This is a genomic window from Larkinella insperata (genome assembly GCF_026248825.1).
Taxonomy (GTDB): Bacteria; Bacteroidota; Bacteroidia; order Cytophagales; family Spirosomataceae; genus Larkinella; species Larkinella insperata.
Window position 1 is genome coordinate 2182354 of sequence record NZ_CP110973.1, and the last position, 17427, is coordinate 2199780.

The following is a 17427-nucleotide window of genomic DNA, read 5'->3' on the forward strand; positions in this document are numbered from 1 at the left end:
TCATTTAGCGGTTAAACCGCACGAACGATTCCTGCAAGGGTTTGAACCGTTCTTCGGTGATCGGAAAATCGCCGTACCAGATGTATTCAAACTGCGTGGTCAGGGTTTCAAAGTCCGGTTGCAGGGGCGACTGCGCCAGTTCGTAGACGTAGCTGCGGTTGGTTTTGTCGGGCTTCCAGTCAATCAGGTTGCGGTTACTCAGGTGTTTGAGCGTTTGCAAATAAAGCAGCCTGACCGCCAGCCGGTAATTTCGTTGCTGAATGGCCGCATCAATTTGCTGTTCAAAATCGATTTCGTGAATGTTTTCGGTAACGGCTTCGTAGGGGAAGGCCACGCTCCGCGCTTTGGGGCTAAAGACAAAGCCCAGCACTTCGGCTTTGATCAACAGCCAGATGGCCCCGCCCGCAATGGTCGCCAGAATAACGTATTGCCAGAAATTTTCGTAAGCCCGGCTGGTGAAAAAAGCGCCCACTTTCTGCCAGAACCAGCTCCAGAACTTCGACCACAAACTGTTCGTGGGTTTAAAGTCCTGCCCATACTGATACTCCCGGTCGTTGCGGTACTCGTCGATCCGGTCGGCGGCCGGACGCCGGACTCGTACGGCACTGCGGTCGTCGGGCGCGGGCTGGGCCTGGGCGGTGCCTTTGGGTTGAGGCACCGGAAGCTGGGCAGCGGCTGAAAAGCCGGTAATCGTCAGCGCGAGTAACCACCCGAACAGCCACCATACCGCCATTCGATTAATAATCACCTTCATCGGCTGAGCGGGGGATGGGCGGGGGTGTAGAAGCCCCGATGTTGTCGATAGCCGCCAGAAGGCTGCGGCCTTCGCGTCGTTCAATCAGGTTGAAATACTGAAAGGCAATGCCCAGCGCAACGAGCGCCGAAACCAGCACGCTGCCAATCGTACTGAGGATACTGGTCAGAATGGAAACGTAGACCGGCATATCGGGCGCTATTTTCAGCGAAGCCATCATGCCCACGGCGGCCGCCGGTACGTTGAACACGAAACTGAGCAGGTAAGCAATCAAACTGATGACGAGTATCAAGCCAAACGTCGACCACCATTTGTCCCGGATCAATTCGAAACAGCGGCCCATGAACGTACTGGCCGAAGCTCCTTCGAAAACGACCAGCGCCAGCGCCAGCGAAAAAACCACGCCCAGGTAAATGCCCGGAAAGATAAAGAAAAACGTAGCCGCAATCACGAGCATAGTCACTACTACCCAGGTAGATACGGCCCGTCCCAATGCCGATTGAACCTCCGCCCAAACGGCTTCAACGGTCACTGGTTCGCCCTGGTTACGGTCGTACACCTTCATGTGGCCATAAACCGTCAGGTTAACCAACAGCGGTATCAGTAACGCAAAAATAAACGCCACAATGTAGTACGGGCTTGATAGCTGCTGCGCCATCCAGTAGCCGATGTCGTAGCTGCCCGGCCGGCCGCTGGGTTGGGTCGAGAACATCGACGAGGCCGACACCCCCGACGCAATACCGGCAATCAGGGCCGGAGCTCCGGCAATGTACAGCAAAGCCATTCCGAGGCTTCGGATTTGCTTGACGGCGTACTGGATTGTGGCATTGATTTTCTCGCCAAAATCGCGCTGTTGGTATAAATTCATAACGAAAGGTAAGCTAAGGATTTTCCGTAAACCTTTTTTCCAACTGAATCGGATAAAGGACAAAATACCAGATAATAAACGCTGCGGACGTCACAATGATGCCGAAACTGGCAACCGGGGGCAGCGGCAACCGGGTCACGAAGCTTTCCAGAAAACCCGCCGTGATGAAAACCGGCACCAGCCCAATCACGATTTTAAGGCCCTGTTTGGCCCCGCGTTTAAACGACTCCAACCGCGACAGCGTTCCCGGAAACAGAAGGCTGTTGCCGAGCGTCAGACCGGCGCAGCCCGCAATGACGATGGCGGAGATTTCCAGCGTTCCGTGGATCCAGATCGTCAGGACCGATGGCAGCAGCAGACCGCGTTCGTAGAAAAAATACTGAAAGGCCCCGAGCATCACGCCATTCTGAAACATAACGGCTATGGTGCCGAACGACGCAAACAGACCGAGGATAAACGCAATAAACGAAACCCGGATGTTGTTGACGGTGATGGCCAGAAACATATCGGCCTGCCCGCTGCTTTTGTATACCGCCAGCGGATCGCCTTTCCGGATGTTTTCGAGCGTCATGTTTACGTAATCGTCGCCCAGAATCAGCCGGACGAACAATTCGTCGTTGGCCGCCGACACCCAGCCCAGCGCCCCTGCCACCACAAATACCAGGAACGATACGAGCAGCAGCCGGTGCGATTTCCGAAACAGCAACGGCAGTTCGAATTTCCAGAACCGGACAAACCGGCCCCGCTCTTCGCGTTTGTTGTGCATCAGCCGTCGGTGCATGCTGGCTGTCAGTCCGTTCAGGTAGCGGGTAACGGGTGAGGTCGGGTAAAAAGTACGGGCGTACGACAGATCGTCGGTCAGTTCGATGAAGTGATCGGTCAGCGTATCGGGGTCGGAGCGGTCGCTGCTGGTAGCAGTTTCGCCCTCGATTTCCTTCCACTTGTCGGTATTGCGTTTGATAAAAGCGGCTTCGCGCATGAAAAAGACATCTGATGGGCCGGAGCACCTTGGTCTGATAAATTGCAAATCAAATCCCAGATTTCAAAGCTGGCGGTCCGAATTGCGGTATGGCCGCTGATTTAAAAAACAAATAGCCGTTGTCAAAGGGTTTCTCCGTAAGTTTGCAGCCGGATTGCGTAGTTATATGGCGTATGAAAATATTGTTTGATCATCAGGCTTTTACGGGAGTGCGGTACGGGGGTGTTTCCCGGTACTTTTATGACCTGATGATAACGCTTCGGCAAAAAGACATCCAGACGCAACTGTCAATTTTATTTTCCAACAATGCCTACCTGCTCGAAAGTGGGGCGTTCCGGGTGCAGTCTTTTTCGTACTTTCTCGGCTTTATGCCCACCAATATGCTTTTTTCGCAGGTCAACCGGTTGTGGAGCATTGCGAAACTGAAGCAGGATGATTACGACGTGTTTCATCCGACGTTTTTTCACCCCTATTTTCTGAACCATGCGAAAAAACCGTACGTGCTGACGTACCACGACGCGATCAAGGATAAGTTTGGCGCACGGTTTGGGCACATCGACAATGCCTCCAAGGAGCTGAAGCAGCAACTGCTCGACCGCGCGGCCCGGGTGATTGCCGTCTCGGAAAACACCAAGAAGGATCTGGTGGAGCTTTTCCGGATTAAGCCCGAAAAAATAACCGTGGTTCATCACGCTACGGCTTTTCAGGGCCTGCAGGTGCCCGACGCATTTCAGGTTCAGGTGCCCGACGCTTACCTGCTGTACGTCGGTGCCCGCAATGATTACAAAAACTTTATCCCGTTTTTGAAAGCCCTTGCGCCCACGTTTCAGAAATACCCGCACGTTCAGTTGATTTGCGGGGGGGGCGGCCCGTTTAGTCCGGAAGAAACACAGGCCATTCAGCAAGTGGGGTTGACGGACCGGGTTAGCCAGCGGAATATCGATGATTTCGTCCTGTACCGGTTTTACCAGAAGGCCCTGGCGTTTGTGTATCCGTCGCTGTACGAAGGCTTCGGAATTCCGATTCTGGAAGCGTTTGCGGCTGGCTGTCCGGTGGTGCTGAGTCGGGCGTCGTGTTTTCCGGAAGTGGCGCAGGACGCGGCTTTGTACTTTGATCCGGAGTCGGAAGAAGATATCCGGCAGCAACTGGAAACGATTATTGGGGACGATTCGCTGCGTCGTTCGCTGATTCAGAAAGGACGGGAGCGGGGCCGCGACTTTTCGCTGGAAAAAATGGCAAGTCAAACCCTTCAGGTTTATCAACAGGTTGTATAAGTGAACAGAGCGAAGAAAATCCTGCTTTTTGATACGATCATCGACGGCCACCATGCGGATTATCTGACGCATCTGATCCGGTATTGGGTGGATAAGCGGTTGGCCGGTGAGCTGATTGTGGTCACGCAGCAGGCGTTTCAGCCGTGTTTTCAGGACCTGACCGACGGGCAACCGGGAGCCGGAAATGTCCGGTTTGTGCCTATTTCGCCGTCGGACATTGAAGCCGTACACGGCGCGTCGATGCTGACGCGATCGTTCAAAGAATGGAATCTGCTGCTGAAATACGTTCAGACCTACCAGCCGACCCACGCGCTGCTGATGTATTTCGATCTTTTTCAGCTGGCTACCTGGCTGGGCCGGTCGGCGCCCTGCCCGATTTCCGGAATCTACTTCCGTCCGGATTTTCATTACAAACAGAATCCCGGCTTTAAAGCGCAGCTGAACGGTTTCCGGAAAAAGGTAACGCTGAAAGGTGCGCTGCGGCAGGCAACCCTGGCCAATGTATTTTGCCTCGATCATTCGGCGGTGGAGGGGTTGCGGCAGTTGAGCCCAGCCGCCAAAATCTGGCCGTTGGCCGATCCGGTGGAATCCTACACCCTTACACCCGCCGAAGTTGGGGCATTGCGCACGAAACTCGGTATCGAATCTGGCCGTCAGGTTTTTCTGCTGTTCGGCTACCTGGATGAGCGGAAGGGCATCGAACCGTTGCTTGAAGCCGTGAAGGAATTGCCCGCCGATCGGCAGAAAGCCGTCTGTCTGGTGTTGGCGGGGCCGGTTCAGCCGGCTTTTCAGGAAAAAATCGAGCGGAAACTAGCGGAGGTGGGCGATCTGGTGCAGGTTGTCCGCGTTTTCAGGGAAATAAAAGGACGCGAAATCCAACTGTTTTTCGAGCTGGCCGATTACGCGCTGGCGTTGTATCAGAAGCACGTCGGCATGGCGTCGGTGGTGGTGCGGGCGGCCGTGTCGCGCAAACCGGTGCTGGCGTCGGACTACGGCTACCTGGGTCATCTGGTGCAATCCGAACAACTGGGCGCCGTGGCCGATACGACGGAGCCATCCGCTATTCGGGCGATGGTGGAGCGGGTTTTGGCCGGAAAAATACCGTATTCGGCTGAAAATCTGCAAAAATTAGCGGATCGTAATTCGGACGTTTATTTTGCGGAGACTATTTTTAACCATCTTTGAGTTGTGTTGCTATGACGGTTTCGATTCTGACCTCCCAAAACGTGGCGCTGGAATACGAGCCTGCCAGCCTGGGAGACCGGATTCTGGCGCTGATGCTCGATTACCTGATCTTTTTGGGGTGGATTATTTTCTATTTCGTCCTGATAAGACTGATGCCCGGCGTTTTCCAAAACCGCTTCGCGAGCACGGCTGTTCTGGTGTTGCCGTTCATGCTGTATGATTTGTTGTGTGAAGTGTTTTTGAACGGGCAAAGTCTGGGCAAAATAGCGATGAAAATTCGGGTGGTTATGCTCGACGGATCTCCGCCCGGCCTGGGGGCCTACCTGATTCGCTGGCTGTTTCGACTCGTGGAATCACCGGTGTTTTTTGCCGGTGTGGTGCCGCTGATTGCCATAGCCGCCAACGGGCGCGGGCAGCGCGTCGGTGATATGGCCGCCGGAACGACGGTGGTGAAGCTAACCCGGCCCGTTACACTCGCCCAGGTCACCTACCACGACTTACCCGAGGATTATCAGGTCAGTTTTCCGGAGGTTGCCCAGCTTTCCGACCGTGATCTGAACACCATCCGGGCAGCGTTGCGGTCGAATAACGCTCAAATCATCGAATTGGCCGCCAATAAAGTAAAACAGGTGATCGGCGTTCGGTCGGAGCTTCACGATGTCACGTTTCTCCGAACCATAATCAGTGATTATCAGTCTCTGGCGTCCTGATTGGTACCCCTGGTTGCATACGTTTCAGTCCGTAAACCCAACCAGCACCAGGATGTTACAACGGACCTCATTTTAAAATCTCACGGGCCAAGGCTTGAACGGGCCGGTCTGTGGTTAGGGAATATGAAAGAACAAATTAAAAATCTGGCGCGGCAGTATGCTGCCGACATGATTGCCAACCGGCGTCACCTCCACGCCAATCCGGAGCTATCATTTCACGAATACAACACGGCCCAGTTTGTTGCTGAGCAGCTCAAAGCCATTGGTCTGACTCCGCAGGAGGGGGTTGCCGGAACGGGTCTGGTCGCCCTGGTTGAAGGGCGGGGTGGGGCCGCAGCCGAAAACCGGGTTGTCGGGTTACGGGCCGATATGGATGCCTTGCCGATTCACGAAGCCAACGACGTCCCCTACAAATCAACCGTCGAGGGGGTCATGCATGCTTGCGGACACGATGTGCACACGGCTTCGCTCCTGGGTACGGCCCGCATTCTGCACCAGCTCCGTGATCAGTTTGAAGGAACCGTTAAACTGGTCTTCCAACCGGCGGAGGAAAAAGCGCCCGGTGGGGCTTCGCTGATGATCAAAGACGGCGTTCTGGAAAATCCTGCCCCCGCCAGCATGATCGGTCAGCACGTGGCTCCGAACGTTCCCGTCGGCAAAATCGGCTTCCGGGAAGGCATGTACATGGCCAGCACCGACGAATTGTACCTAACCGTAATTGGCAAAGGTGGCCACGGCGCGATGCCCGACCAGCTCATTGACCCCGTTCTAATTGCTTCACACATCATTGTTGCCTTGCAGCAGATCATCAGCCGTAACCGCAAACCGGCCAATCCGTCGGTTCTGTCGTTTGGACGGTTCATTGCCGACGGTGTAACGAACGTGATTCCCAACGAAGTAACCATCGAAGGAACGTTCCGCTGCATGGACGAAGAGTGGCGGGAAGACGGGTTGCGCCGGATGAAGAAAATGGCTGAAGGCATGGCCGAAGCGATGGGAGCTCGCTGCGAATTTACGGTAGTGCGCGGTTATCCGTTCCTCAAAAACCACCCCGAACTGACCCGGCGGATGCGCTCGGCGGCAACCGATTACATGGGAACTGACAACGTAATCAACTTGGACCTGTGGATGGCGGGCGAAGACTTTGCCTTTTATTCCCAGGTCGTCGACTCGTGTTTTTACCGGCTCGGAACGCGCAACGAAGAACGCGGTATCATTTCGGGGGTTCATACGCCCACGTTCGATATTGATGAGTCGGCGCTGGAAATTGGTGCGGGCCTGATGAGCTGGCTGGCGGTAGAGGAGTTAAAAATGAAGCGTTAAGCGTTCGGAGCAATGAATTGTAAGGGGCTGCTGATTCTTGGGTGTGTGGTTGGTTTAACGGCTTGTTCGACCTCCACGGTTTACATTGTCCGGCACGCGGAGAAGGTCAGCGAAGCCGACACCAGCAGCCTGACCACCGAAGGTTTCGAACGGGCGCAGCAGCTGGCCGATCGACTCGCTGATGAGCGTATTAGCCTGATTCTGACCACGCCGTACCGTCGGACGCAGCAAACCGCCACGCCGTTGGCGCACGAGCTTAATGTGCCCATCGAATCGTACCCCGCCCAGCCAGTTCGCGCGGTTATCGAGCGGCTGGCGAAAGCCAAAGGAAAGAATAGTCTGGTTGTCGGGCACAGCAACACCATTCTGGACATTGCAAAAGGGCTGGGCGTTGCGCCGACCAAAAGTCAGATCGAGTCCGACGATCACGATAACCTGTTTGTGGTGACGGTTCGGAAGGGGCTGTTAGGAACGTCGGTTCGGCTGGATGAGCAAACGTACGGCAAGCCAACGGCGCCCTGACAGGCGGGTGTTGGGGCGAAATGATAGAAAAAAGGCAATTTTTGGGCTGGTTCGTCAGTTAAGAAAGTAGTGTTAACCCAAATTCGATCCGTTTAATGAGTTTTCGAGTTGTTCGATTGTTCTTTGTTTTTTGCGTTTTGTGGATCACTCAGCTGGGTGTAGCGAATGCCCAGCAACCGACCCCGACGGGTTCTTTGTTTCCCAATCGATTTACGGGCCGGCAGATTGTGGTCGAAGTAGGAAGTGAGCCGGACCGGCTGGAATACCGTCTGTTGGACAACGGGTTGCTTTTTTACCGGAAAGGCTCCGAAGGGTCTTTCACGCAGCTGGGCCAGCAGCGAAAAGATTCGACGATGCGCACATTCGCCCGGTTGGAGCAGGATTGCAAAATCAAAACCACCAAGCTGGAGAAGCCCGAAAAACCGGACGTGACGGTTAGCTGGAAACGCGCCAAAACCGTGTTTGCGGTAGGTTGGGAAAAAGGGAAAGCCCCCGAAATCTACAAACAGTTCTACGAAAGATTTATCGAGTTGTTTCCCCGAATCCGGCGGAAATAAAACAAAAAAGCCCCGGTTGCGCTGAGCACCGGGGCTTTTTGCTTACTCCAGTTGAAATTTGATGGGCAGATTATAGCGGACACGGACCGCTTTCCCGTCATTCAGGGCGGGTTTCCAGCGGGGCATGGACTTTATCAGTCGCACGGTTTCTTCGTCGGTGCCAAAACCAACGCCTTTCATGACTTGAATATCCTGAAAACTCCCGTCGGTATTGATGACAAAAGAAACAAAAACCTTTCCGCTGACATACGCCCGTTTGGCGGCTTCCGGGTACTGAAGATTATCGTTAATAAACCGGGTGAGCCCCTGCATTCCGCCGGGAAATTCCGGGAGCTTTTCCACGACACTAAAAATGGGGCCTTTGCCATCGTCCGTTACCTGAGGGGCAAGGGCGTCGCCCGATTTGTCCGTTTCACCCTTTTTTCCTGAAAAAGAACTTTCCTGTCCCTCAGTTGCCAAAGCCAGCCGGGCGTTGATCCTGGTGGAGCCAGCCACCGGAATTTCCACGCTTTTATGCCCTACAAAACTCACCAGTAAGGTTCCGTTGGCAGGAACCCGAAATCTATACTGGCCTTTGGCGTCGGTGGTAGTACCGGTTTGGGCACCCTTTAACAAAATCTCCGCACCCGGTATGGGTTTTCCGTCACTGGACAGTATTTCCCCGGAAATGGTGATGGGCTCCTGGCTGGTTATTTCCTTCTTCGACTGATCCTCGCAGGCCGCTACAAAGACGAACAAACTGGCAATCAGCAGGGTTGCAAAACCGTATTTGAAGACGGCCCAGCGGCTGGTTTCTGATTTCTGTAACATAAGAATTCGCTGTTTTAAGGTTGAAGGTTCAAAGAAAGGCGTTACAAACGCCGACGGTTTTGGCCCGAAAGTGTACGAAATGAGCCGGTTGTCGAGTCGGCGCTGGCAGAAACGAAGCCGGGCGGAAAAGGGTTTGGAAGGATTCATGACGGCTTATTGTTTTGTGGTTACCTTGATGGTGTACGTCGATTGGGATTGGTCGGTCTCAACGCTTTCGATCTCGTCCGGATTCAATTTCCGAAATGCTTCCTGCGTGATGGTTTTGCCATCCAGGATGTAAACCGGCGGCTTGCCGTCGTATTGCACACGACCCGCCCGCTGAAGGGTTTCGCTCATGGCGTTCTGCTTGGTCGTAACCTGAATCACCCCGTTTTTCCCCTCATCACCGTAGACGCTGGTGGCCGAAGTGCCTTTCAGGACATTGATTGACTGAATGTCATTGGGTTGCAGGTTGGCCGGCGCGCCCGACTTTACGGAAGCGGTCGGTATTTTTTTGCCATCCACCACAAACAGTGGTTGTCGGGCAGGATCATTGAGGGCCAGGTTTTCTCTGTCGAGACCGATCTCAAGCTTTCCGGTTCGCTTGTTGCTGGGCGCCGGTTCGTCTTTTTCCAGCACAAACTCAATGGGCAGGACGTACTGCGTTGAGACGGGTTTCCCATTTTGCAGGCCGGGATTCCAGCGGGGCATCTGACTCACTACCCGGACGGCTTCTTCGTCGCAGCCAGCACCGATTCCCTTCTTCACGCGTAGCCCATAAATATCACCCGTGGTCCCAACCGTAAACTGGATAAAGACGCGTCCCTGTGTGCTGTTTTGACGGGCTTCCGCCGGATACCGAATCGTACGCATCAAATAGGCGCCTAATTCCTTCATACCCCCCGGAAACTCCGGATTCTGCTCGATGACCGTAAAATTTTCTCCCGTCGTATTCGCGGAAGTCGATGACGAAGAGGTAGAACTGGTTCCACCCGGCTTTTTGACGGTTTCGTACGCCGTTACCACCAGTGGGCGAAGCGAATCAATCCTGGCTTTCAGGGTAAAGTTCAGCGTCTTGTTACCCGCCACTGGTTTTTCGGTCGTTACAAAACCGACATGACTCGCTACAATTTTGGCGTCGGCGGAGACATTTTTCAATTCGTAATCACCCTGGGCGTTGGTTTGAGTACCGCTCGTTGTGTTGCGGACCACGAGGGTAGCGCCCGCCAGCGGTTGGCCATCGGTGTTGGTTACGCGGCCCGAAACCGTTATTTTCTCGTCGGAGGGCGTCAGGACCAGCTCGGTCAGTTGCTCGCGGGCGGTGGTCATCGCCAGCAGGCTCAGCAGCAAGGGCAACACCAGCATATACTTGCCCAGGGCCCAGCGGCTGGTCGTCCGGCGGTGCAGCATCAGAATCCGTTCTTTCAGCAGCGACGGTTTGAAAAAGCCGTTGGTCAGCGTGTTGGGCTGAACGCCAAAGGCATAGTCAACCAGAAAAGTGGCGTATTGGTGTTTGTCTTCCGCCTGCGAATCCGCCAGAAATTCGTGAACCTGCTGAACGGATTGCTTATAAAGGATCAAAACCGGATTCATCCAGAAAACCAGTTGAACCGCTTCCAGCAGCAATACGTCGAAACTGTGACCCTGCCGGATGTGAACCAGTTCGTGTGCTACGATCGGCGTGTTGACCGACTGCGCATCCCGGCGGCAGAGTACCAGATACCGGAAAAATGAAAACGTCGGCACGCGCTCGTCGGAGGGCAGCACGAGTGTGTAGTCGTTCAGCGCGTGGCGTTCCGAGCGCCGGATCAACCGCCCAATCCCCGTTAGCTGAATCAGCAGCCGCACCAGCAGAACCACCGAAACCAACCCGTAGAATCCGTAGCCGATGGTTTTCCAGTCGGGACCGGTGGGCTCAACCGGCGCGGTAACGGCGACGGGCAGCGTAAAGGCACCGATGGGGACCGGAATGGTTTCAACCGTTTCGGAAGGCAGTTCGATGAAGGGCAATACCAACGAAAGCAGCACCGACGCCAGCAAATACAGGCGGTTCAGGCGGAAGAACGTGTGCTTCCGCAGCCAGAGCCAGTAACAGGCATAGAACAACACCAGAAACAGGTTGGCTTTCAGGCAATAGTCGAGTACCGCGCTCATGATTCCTTTTTACGGTTTAGAAGTTCAATAATTTCGTCGGTTTCTTTCAAGCTCAGCTTGCGATCCTTCACGAAAAACGACACCAGCTTTTTCAGCGAATTGTCGAAATACCCGGACATAAGCTGCTCCATTTCGAAGCGTTTGTATTCTTCCTCCGTAATCAGCGGGTAGTATTCGTGCGTCTTACCGTAAGCACGGTAGCCTACCAGTCCTTTTTTTTCGAGGATGCGGATAATCGTTGAAACCGTATTGTAGGCGGGTTTGGGCTCCGGCAGCTCGGCCAGAACGTCCTTGACGAAGCCCTTTTCCAGTTTCCACAACACCTTCATGATTTCCTCTTCGGCATTGGTTAATTCACGGACTTGCATAATGGAATGGCGCTAATGGGTTAATTGAATCAAATATATGACTAATGAATTAGTTTTAAAACTAAGGTATTAGTTTTTTGTTTAAAAAAACGTTTTTGTTGGCTTTTAGTAGGATATAGGAGAAGTTTACTGACAACGCCCTAATCGGAGAGCTTACTTAATTTGCGAAGGCGGTAAAGACGAACCGACAACCATGCTGAGCCGGATCAGCAATCAGCGCTGGTTTTGGAAAAGGATTGCGGAGTGAGGGCACCTTTTTTCGGCTCCCGCTTGTTCTAAACCACAAAAGGCTTTAATAATCCCGATCGATATGAAGTTAAGTGTTTTAGATCAGTCGCCGATCCGGAAAGGCAGCACCGCGCGCGAAGCGTTGCAGGAAACCGTGGCGCTGGCCAAACTGACCGAAGAATTAGGATATACCCGGTTCTGGGTGTCCGAACACCATAATGTTACCTCTTTAGCCGGTACGACGCCGGAGATTTTAATTGCGCACCTGGCCGGGCAAACCGAGTCCATTCGCGTCGGATCGGGTGGGGTGATGTTGCCGCATTACAGCGCCCTGAAAGTGGCCGAAAACTTCCGGATGCTGGAAACGCTCTTTCCCGGCCGCATCGACCTCGGCATGGGCCGGGCTCCGGGCGGTGACCGCGTAACGGCCAGCCTGCTCAACCCGACCAATACATTCAGTGATCAGGATTTGGTTCAGCAACTGTTTGATTTGCAAAACTACCTCAACGACCGCTACGCACCGGGCAGCGTTCAGGCCAAGGTGCGGGCCATGCCCATACCGCCGTCCGTCCCGGAGCAGTGGATGTTGAGTTCGTCGGGGCAGAGCGGTGCGCTGGCGGCTCATTTTGGTATGGGCTTCTCGTTCGCGCATTTTATCAATCCCCACGGCGGCCCCGAAGCCGTACGGCATTACCGGGCGCGCTTCCAGCCGTCCGAAAACCTGGAGCAGCCGCAGGTCAACGTCGCGATTTTTGTTTTTTGCTCCAACGATCCCGAAACCGTTCAGCGGCAGCAAGCCATGATCGATTACCGGTTTTTGCAGTACGAAACCCGCGGCCGGGTGGACCCGTTCGATTACAACGACATCAAAACCGTGGATTATTCGCCCGCCGAAGAAGCCCGGATTCAGCACAACCGGCAGCGGATGATTATGGGGAATGCGGAGGAGGTAAAAAGGCAATTGCTGGCCTATGCCGACCAGTACGAGGTGGACGAGCTGATGCTGGTCAACGTGGGTACGGAGCTGGAAGAACGGCTGGAGTCCTACCGGTTGCTGGCCGACGTATTTGAACTGAAAAGTGCCGTAGTCTGATCGATGTTTACCCACGGACCGGTGTACACCGGTCCGTGGGTAGAATCTTTATTTCTTGTTGTAGGCAATTCGGAAAATTGTTCCGCCCAGATCGTCTGAAACGTACAGCGAACCGTCGGCTCCCTGCGCCAGTCCGCAGGGACGGTGTTGTACGGGGCCGGTCGGTTTGGCCAGATCGATACCGGCAAAATTGTCGGCAAAAATTTCGTAAGGTCCCGACGGTTTTCCGTTTTTGAACGGTACAAACGCCACAAAATACCCTTTTTTCAACTCCGCCGACTGGCTGTGGAAAGCCACGAAAGCGCCGTTGCGGTATTTTTCGGGAAACATGGTTCCCGTGTAAAACAGCAGACCGTTCGGCCCCAGGTGCGCAGGAAAAGCCGCTACGGGATTCAGGGTTTTTTCACCCCCTGTTTTCTTGCCGTCGCCCCCGTATTCCGGAGCCAGAATTTTCTTTTTCTGAATGTGGTCGTAATAAACGTACGGCCAGCCCGCGTCGGCCCCTTTTTTCAATTCGTACATGGTTTCGGCCGGGAGTTCATTGCTTTGCTGGGCCGTGTAATACTGCGGGTAAAAGTCGTGAAACTTACCCCGGCCGTGCTGCACGACGAACAGCGAATTGGTTTTGGTGTTCCAGTCGAGCCCGACAACGTTTTTCAAACCGGTAGCAAACCGGACGCCGTCATTGTACGATTGGTTGAGCCGGTTGGTGTGAAATTGCCAGATACCGGCGGCCGAGTCCAGTAGCGGGCACGGCATGAGTCCTTTGCCGGTTCCGGCTTCCCGGCAGGCATCGTTGTCCGATGCGATGTTGACGTAAATCATCGACTGATCATCGACGGCAATCGACTTGGATTGATCCCGTTCTTTCACCCGCAGCCCGGTCACAATTTTCTCCGGCTGCTCCGGTTGCATCACCTCGCCTTTGTCGTTTAACTCATACCGATACACGTCGCTGTTGGAGGAAGCATACAGGTAATTGTTCTTGATGAAAATGCCCGTACCGGGGTAATCGCCAAAGCTCGTCTGCTCGTCAATTTTCCCGTCTTTGTTCGTGTCCCGGAGCCGGTAAATGCCTTTTCCGTCTTTTAACTTAGCCAGTTTGACGTAGATATCGCCATTTTTGCTGACGGCCATGTGCCGGGTTGCGCCCAGATCCGTTGCCAGAACGGTAGCCGAAAATCCGGCGGGAAGCTTGATGGTCGCGGGATCGACGGTGTTGGTTTTTTGGGTAGAAACGGGGGTGTCGCTTTTCGCCCAGGCGGTATGGATGCCCGCCAGCGCACTCATCAGACAGATCGTCTGGAAAAATCTTCTTTTCATGGAAGGGCTTAGTGAGTAAATAGGGAACCAGAAACCTAAAGATTGCTATTTTCTCCGTATTTTGGCACTATCACCCGATAAAATCATACTATTCCTAAAAAGATGACCTTAAATCGTCGAGATTTTCTCTACCAGCTGGGGCTGGGCGTGGCCGGTGTTGGCCTGATCAGTTCGCTGCCCACCACTCTCCCGGCTGCCCCGCTCCGGGCGTTTCAGTTGCCGCGCAGCCTGCCCGAAGCCCAGGGCATTACATCGGCCGGTTTGCTGGACTTCGTCAATGCCGTGGAAGCCGCCAGGCTGAACCTGCACAGCCTGATGGTGGTTCGGCACGGCAAGGTGGTGGCGGAGGGCTGGTGGGCTCCGTACGCACCGGGCCTCAAACATACCCTGTATTCGCTCAGCAAAAGCTTTACATCGTCGGCAATTGGGATGGCGGTGGCCGAGAAAAAGCTATCGGTTGAAGACAAAGTGGTTTCGTTTTTTCCACAGGATGTACCCGCAACCGTGAGTTCCAACCTGGCGGCCATGCGCGTGAAGGATCTGCTGATTATGGCAACAGGCCACGACAAAGACACGACGGGTTCGCTCCGGTCCGACCCTGACAACAACTGGGTGAAAGCGTTTCTGGCGCAACCGGTGGAACACGAACCCGGAACATTCTTCCTTTACAACAGCGGGGCTACCTACATGCTGTCGGCGATTATTCAGAAAGTAACCGGCCAGAAACTGCTGGATTTCCTCAAGCCCCGGCTTTTCGATCCGCTGGGTATCGAGGGCGCTGATTGGGAAACCGATCCGAAGGGCATCGCTACGGGCGGCTGGGGGCTGCGGGTGCGCACGGAGGATATTGCCAAATTTGGCCAGTTGTACCTGCAGAAGGGAATGTGGAACGGCAAGCGGCTTTTGCCCGAAGCCTGGATTGAGGATGCCACAAAAGCCCAGATTCAGTCGAAAGGGGGAAGCCGGCCCAAAGAAGAGAACGACTGGCTACAGGGGTATGGCTACCAATTCTGGCGGTGCCGAAACGGGGCTTACCGGGGCGACGGCGCCTACGGGCAATACTGCATTGTAATGCCGAAGGAGGATACCGTTGTCGCCATTACCAGCGAAACGGGCGACATGCAGGCTATTCTGGATCAGGTCTGGAAACACATTTTGCCCAGCATTCAGCCAACGGCCATCACAGCAAGACCGTCGGCGGCTTTAAAGCAAAAACTAACGTCGCTGGCCTTACCGCTGCCGTCCGGCCAGGCTACGTCACCAACCGCGGCCCGGGTGAGTGGCAAGCCGTTCCAGATTGCGGACAATCCAATGGCCATCAAACGGGTTTCGCTGGCGTTTCAGAACGGTGCCTACGTTTGTACGTTGCAGGACGACAAGGGCGAACACCGGGTTGCCGGCGGAATCGGGCGCTGGGTGGAGGGCGATACGGATCTGCCTACTTTGCCGCTGAAACTGGTGGCGACGTCGGTTCCCAACGAAACCAAAACCCGAATGGCCGCGAGTGGGGCCTGGAGCGACGAAAACACGTTTACGATGACGTGGCGGTTTATCGAAACGGCCCATTACGAGAACGTTATCTGCCGGTTTACCGGTGACGACCTGCAACTCGAGTTCCAGAGGAGCCTGGCCATCCTGACCAAGTCCAAAGACAACCGCCCGGCCCTGAACGGAAAGCTGCTGGCTGCTGTTTCGCAGGGCAAATAAGCGAATTAGTCCTCTTGCTTAAACCTTAGCGCCCGGCTCCAAGCAAATTTCTACCTTCATTTTAGGATCGTAAAACCTTAAATGAACCTACGAGGGAGAGTGGCTCGGGGCCGGGTGGTGAAGCACTTGCCAGCACTACTGGCTGTTTTTGATCAGGGTTGCGTAAAACCGGATCATGTTGTGGTAATCCGTGATGCGAACGCGCTCGTTGGTGCCGTGCATCCGTTGCGTGTCTTCGTCGTTCATGGGCACGGGTGAGAAGCGGAAAACCTGCGGGCATACGCGGGCGTAAAACCGGGAGTCCGTGCCGCCCAAGGTTAGATAAGGCGTAACGATGGTTTCCGGAAAAACGCCTTTGATCGTTTGGTGAATCCGTTCAAAACCCAGCGCGTTCGGGTCGGAGACCGGCGAGGGCTGGCTGACGAATTTGCGAAGCACCTTGACCTGAACCCGCTCGTCGTCGATGACTTCCTTTACCCGCTCGGCAACGGACTCTACAGTTTCGCCCGGCAAGATCCGGAAATTGATGGTAGCCGTGGCGTCGATGGGCAGCACGTTGTCTTTCACACCGGCCTGAAAAATAGTGGGGGCTGTTGTCGTGCGCAGCGTCGCATTCCCGGAATTCGACTGCGACATAATGCGGGTGATCAGGGGGGAAAAGAGCCACTGGTTGGCAAATACAATCCGCTGACCGAACGGCATTTCGGGGCCGATGTACCGAAACATCTGATCCAGTCCCGCATCCAGCCGGGCGGGAAACGGATTTTTTTCGAGTTTGCTCACGGCTTCGGCCACCAGCCCAATGGCGGTTTGTTTCGGCGGCATCGATGAATGCCCGCCCTTACTCACGCTGGACAGCTCCATACTGGCGTATCCTTTTTCGCCAATGCCGATCAGGGCGACGGGTTTGCTTAGGCCCGGAATGCCGTCTGTTTTGAGTACACCGCCTTCGTCGAGCACATATTCCAGTTCAACTTTTCGGCGTTCCAGTTCCGCAGCAATCGTCTGCGCCCCCCGAAAACCGGTTACTTCTTCGTCCTGACCGTACGCCAGCAGGAGGGTGCGTTCGGGCCGGAAACCCGTACTGAGCAGCCATTCGACGGCTTCGAGTTGGGCCAGTACGCTGCCTTTGTCGTCCAGGGTGCCGCGCCCGTACAGAAAACCGTCTTCAATCAAGCCCGCGAACGGCGGACGTTTCCACAGTTGCTGCGTGCCCTGAATGACGGGTACAACGTCGTAATGACCCATGAGCAGAACCGGTTTCAGGGCTGGATTACTCCCTTTCCATTCGTACAGCAAGCCGTAGCGGTTGAACGTTTCCCGTTTGAGCTGGCGGTGAATCCGGGGAAACGATTCCTGAACTAGGCTCAGAAACTTCTCGAACTGCGTGGTATCCGTCAGCGAGTAATCGGTGTAGGAAACCGTCCGCAACTGCAGGGCCTTGACCAACCGATTAACGGCCGAGTCGCCCACCGGCACGGGCGGGGCGGGGGGCACATCCGTCAGTTGCTTCGACGAAGACCGGAGCGTATTGACCAGCAAAACGGCAAGGAGAAGAACAAGGGCGATCAGGAGCCAGCGGAGTCGTTTCAT

Annotated in this window: 16 protein-coding genes; 8 read left to right on the forward strand and 8 right to left on the reverse strand. The window is 54.7% G+C overall.

The window, feature by feature from the left end:
* Nucleotides 1–4 precede the first annotated feature (4 nt).
* Genes OQ371_RS08905 through OQ371_RS08915 form a run of 3 tightly spaced genes read right to left on the reverse strand, consistent with a single transcriptional unit; the run spans nt 5 to nt 2601 of the window.
* Complete coding sequence (locus OQ371_RS08905) at nt 5–754, reverse strand: DUF4129 domain-containing protein (RefSeq protein ID WP_265993417.1); 750 nt, start codon at nt 752–754, stop codon at nt 5–7.
* Nucleotides 738–1622, reverse strand: a complete 885-nt coding sequence (locus OQ371_RS08910) for a hypothetical protein (protein ID WP_265993418.1) — start codon at nt 1620–1622, stop codon at nt 738–740. Before OQ371_RS08910 ends, OQ371_RS08905 begins: the two co-directional genes overlap by 17 nt.
* Before the next feature lie 13 nt (nt 1623–1635).
* Nucleotides 1636–2601, reverse strand: coding sequence for a stage II sporulation protein M (locus OQ371_RS08915; RefSeq protein WP_265993419.1), 966 nt, complete (start codon nt 2599–2601; stop codon nt 1636–1638).
* Between the two features lie 173 nt (nt 2602–2774).
* Between OQ371_RS08915 and OQ371_RS08920 the strand changes: the two genes are divergently transcribed.
* From OQ371_RS08920 to OQ371_RS08945, 6 genes are all read left to right on the forward strand, one after another.
* On the forward strand, nt 2775–3875 hold the full coding sequence (locus OQ371_RS08920) for a glycosyltransferase family 4 protein (protein WP_265993420.1): 1101 nt from the start codon (nt 2775–2777) through the stop codon (nt 3873–3875).
* Nucleotides 3876–5060 (forward strand): glycosyltransferase, encoded by a 1185-nt coding sequence (locus OQ371_RS08925; protein ID WP_265993421.1) that lies wholly within the window; start codon nt 3876–3878, stop codon nt 5058–5060. It abuts the gene before it with no gap.
* Between the two features lie 11 nt (nt 5061–5071).
* Nucleotides 5072–5770, forward strand: a complete 699-nt coding sequence (locus OQ371_RS08930) for an RDD family protein (protein WP_265993422.1) — start codon at nt 5072–5074, stop codon at nt 5768–5770.
* Nucleotides 5771–5893: 123 nt separating this feature from the next.
* Nucleotides 5894–7093: a M20 metallopeptidase family protein gene (locus OQ371_RS08935; RefSeq protein ID WP_265993423.1), complete on the forward strand. Its 1200-nt coding sequence runs from the start codon at nt 5894–5896 to the stop codon at nt 7091–7093.
* 12 nt (nt 7094–7105) lie between these two features.
* Nucleotides 7106–7615 (forward strand): SixA phosphatase family protein, encoded by a 510-nt coding sequence (locus OQ371_RS08940; RefSeq protein WP_265993424.1) that lies wholly within the window; start codon nt 7106–7108, stop codon nt 7613–7615.
* A 95-nt stretch (nt 7616–7710) separates the two neighbouring features.
* Nucleotides 7711–8172, forward strand: coding sequence for a hypothetical protein (locus OQ371_RS08945; RefSeq protein ID WP_265993425.1), 462 nt, complete (start codon nt 7711–7713; stop codon nt 8170–8172).
* Between the two features lie 42 nt (nt 8173–8214).
* On the opposite strand, the gene OQ371_RS08950 is transcribed toward OQ371_RS08945, so the two are convergent.
* From OQ371_RS08950 to OQ371_RS08960, 3 genes are read right to left on the reverse strand one after another with little or no spacing between them, the layout of a single operon-like run.
* Nucleotides 8215–9129: a TonB family protein gene (locus OQ371_RS08950; RefSeq protein WP_265993426.1), complete on the reverse strand. Its 915-nt coding sequence runs from the start codon at nt 9127–9129 to the stop codon at nt 8215–8217.
* Between the two features lie 6 nt (nt 9130–9135).
* Entirely contained in the window at nt 9136–11115 is a 1980-nt protein-coding gene (locus tag OQ371_RS08955) for a TonB family protein (RefSeq protein ID WP_265993427.1), read from the reverse strand.
* Nucleotides 11112–11483 (reverse strand): BlaI/MecI/CopY family transcriptional regulator, encoded by a 372-nt coding sequence (locus OQ371_RS08960; RefSeq protein ID WP_265993428.1) that lies wholly within the window; start codon nt 11481–11483, stop codon nt 11112–11114. Before OQ371_RS08960 ends, OQ371_RS08955 begins: the two co-directional genes overlap by 4 nt.
* A 310-nt stretch (nt 11484–11793) precedes the next feature.
* Here OQ371_RS08960 and OQ371_RS08965 point away from each other — a divergent pair, with 310 nt between their 5' ends.
* Complete coding sequence (locus OQ371_RS08965; protein WP_265993429.1) at nt 11794–12804, forward strand: LLM class flavin-dependent oxidoreductase; 1011 nt, start codon at nt 11794–11796, stop codon at nt 12802–12804.
* A 48-nt stretch (nt 12805–12852) separates the two neighbouring features.
* On the opposite strand, the gene OQ371_RS08970 is transcribed toward OQ371_RS08965, so the two are convergent.
* Complete coding sequence (locus OQ371_RS08970; protein ID WP_265993430.1) at nt 12853–14127, reverse strand: PQQ-dependent sugar dehydrogenase; 1275 nt, start codon at nt 14125–14127, stop codon at nt 12853–12855.
* Nucleotides 14128–14229: 102 nt separating this feature from the next.
* Here OQ371_RS08970 and OQ371_RS08975 point away from each other — a divergent pair, with 102 nt between their 5' ends.
* Nucleotides 14230–15834 carry a serine hydrolase domain-containing protein gene (locus OQ371_RS08975; RefSeq protein WP_265993431.1) on the forward strand — a complete coding sequence of 535 codons (1605 nt, stop codon included), beginning with the start codon at nt 14230–14232 and terminating at the stop codon, nt 15832–15834.
* 135 nt (nt 15835–15969) lie between these two features.
* Here OQ371_RS08975 and OQ371_RS08980 read toward each other — a convergent pair whose 3' ends face one another.
* Nucleotides 15970–17427: a M20 family peptidase gene (locus OQ371_RS08980; protein WP_265993432.1), complete on the reverse strand. Its 1458-nt coding sequence runs from the start codon at nt 17425–17427 to the stop codon at nt 15970–15972.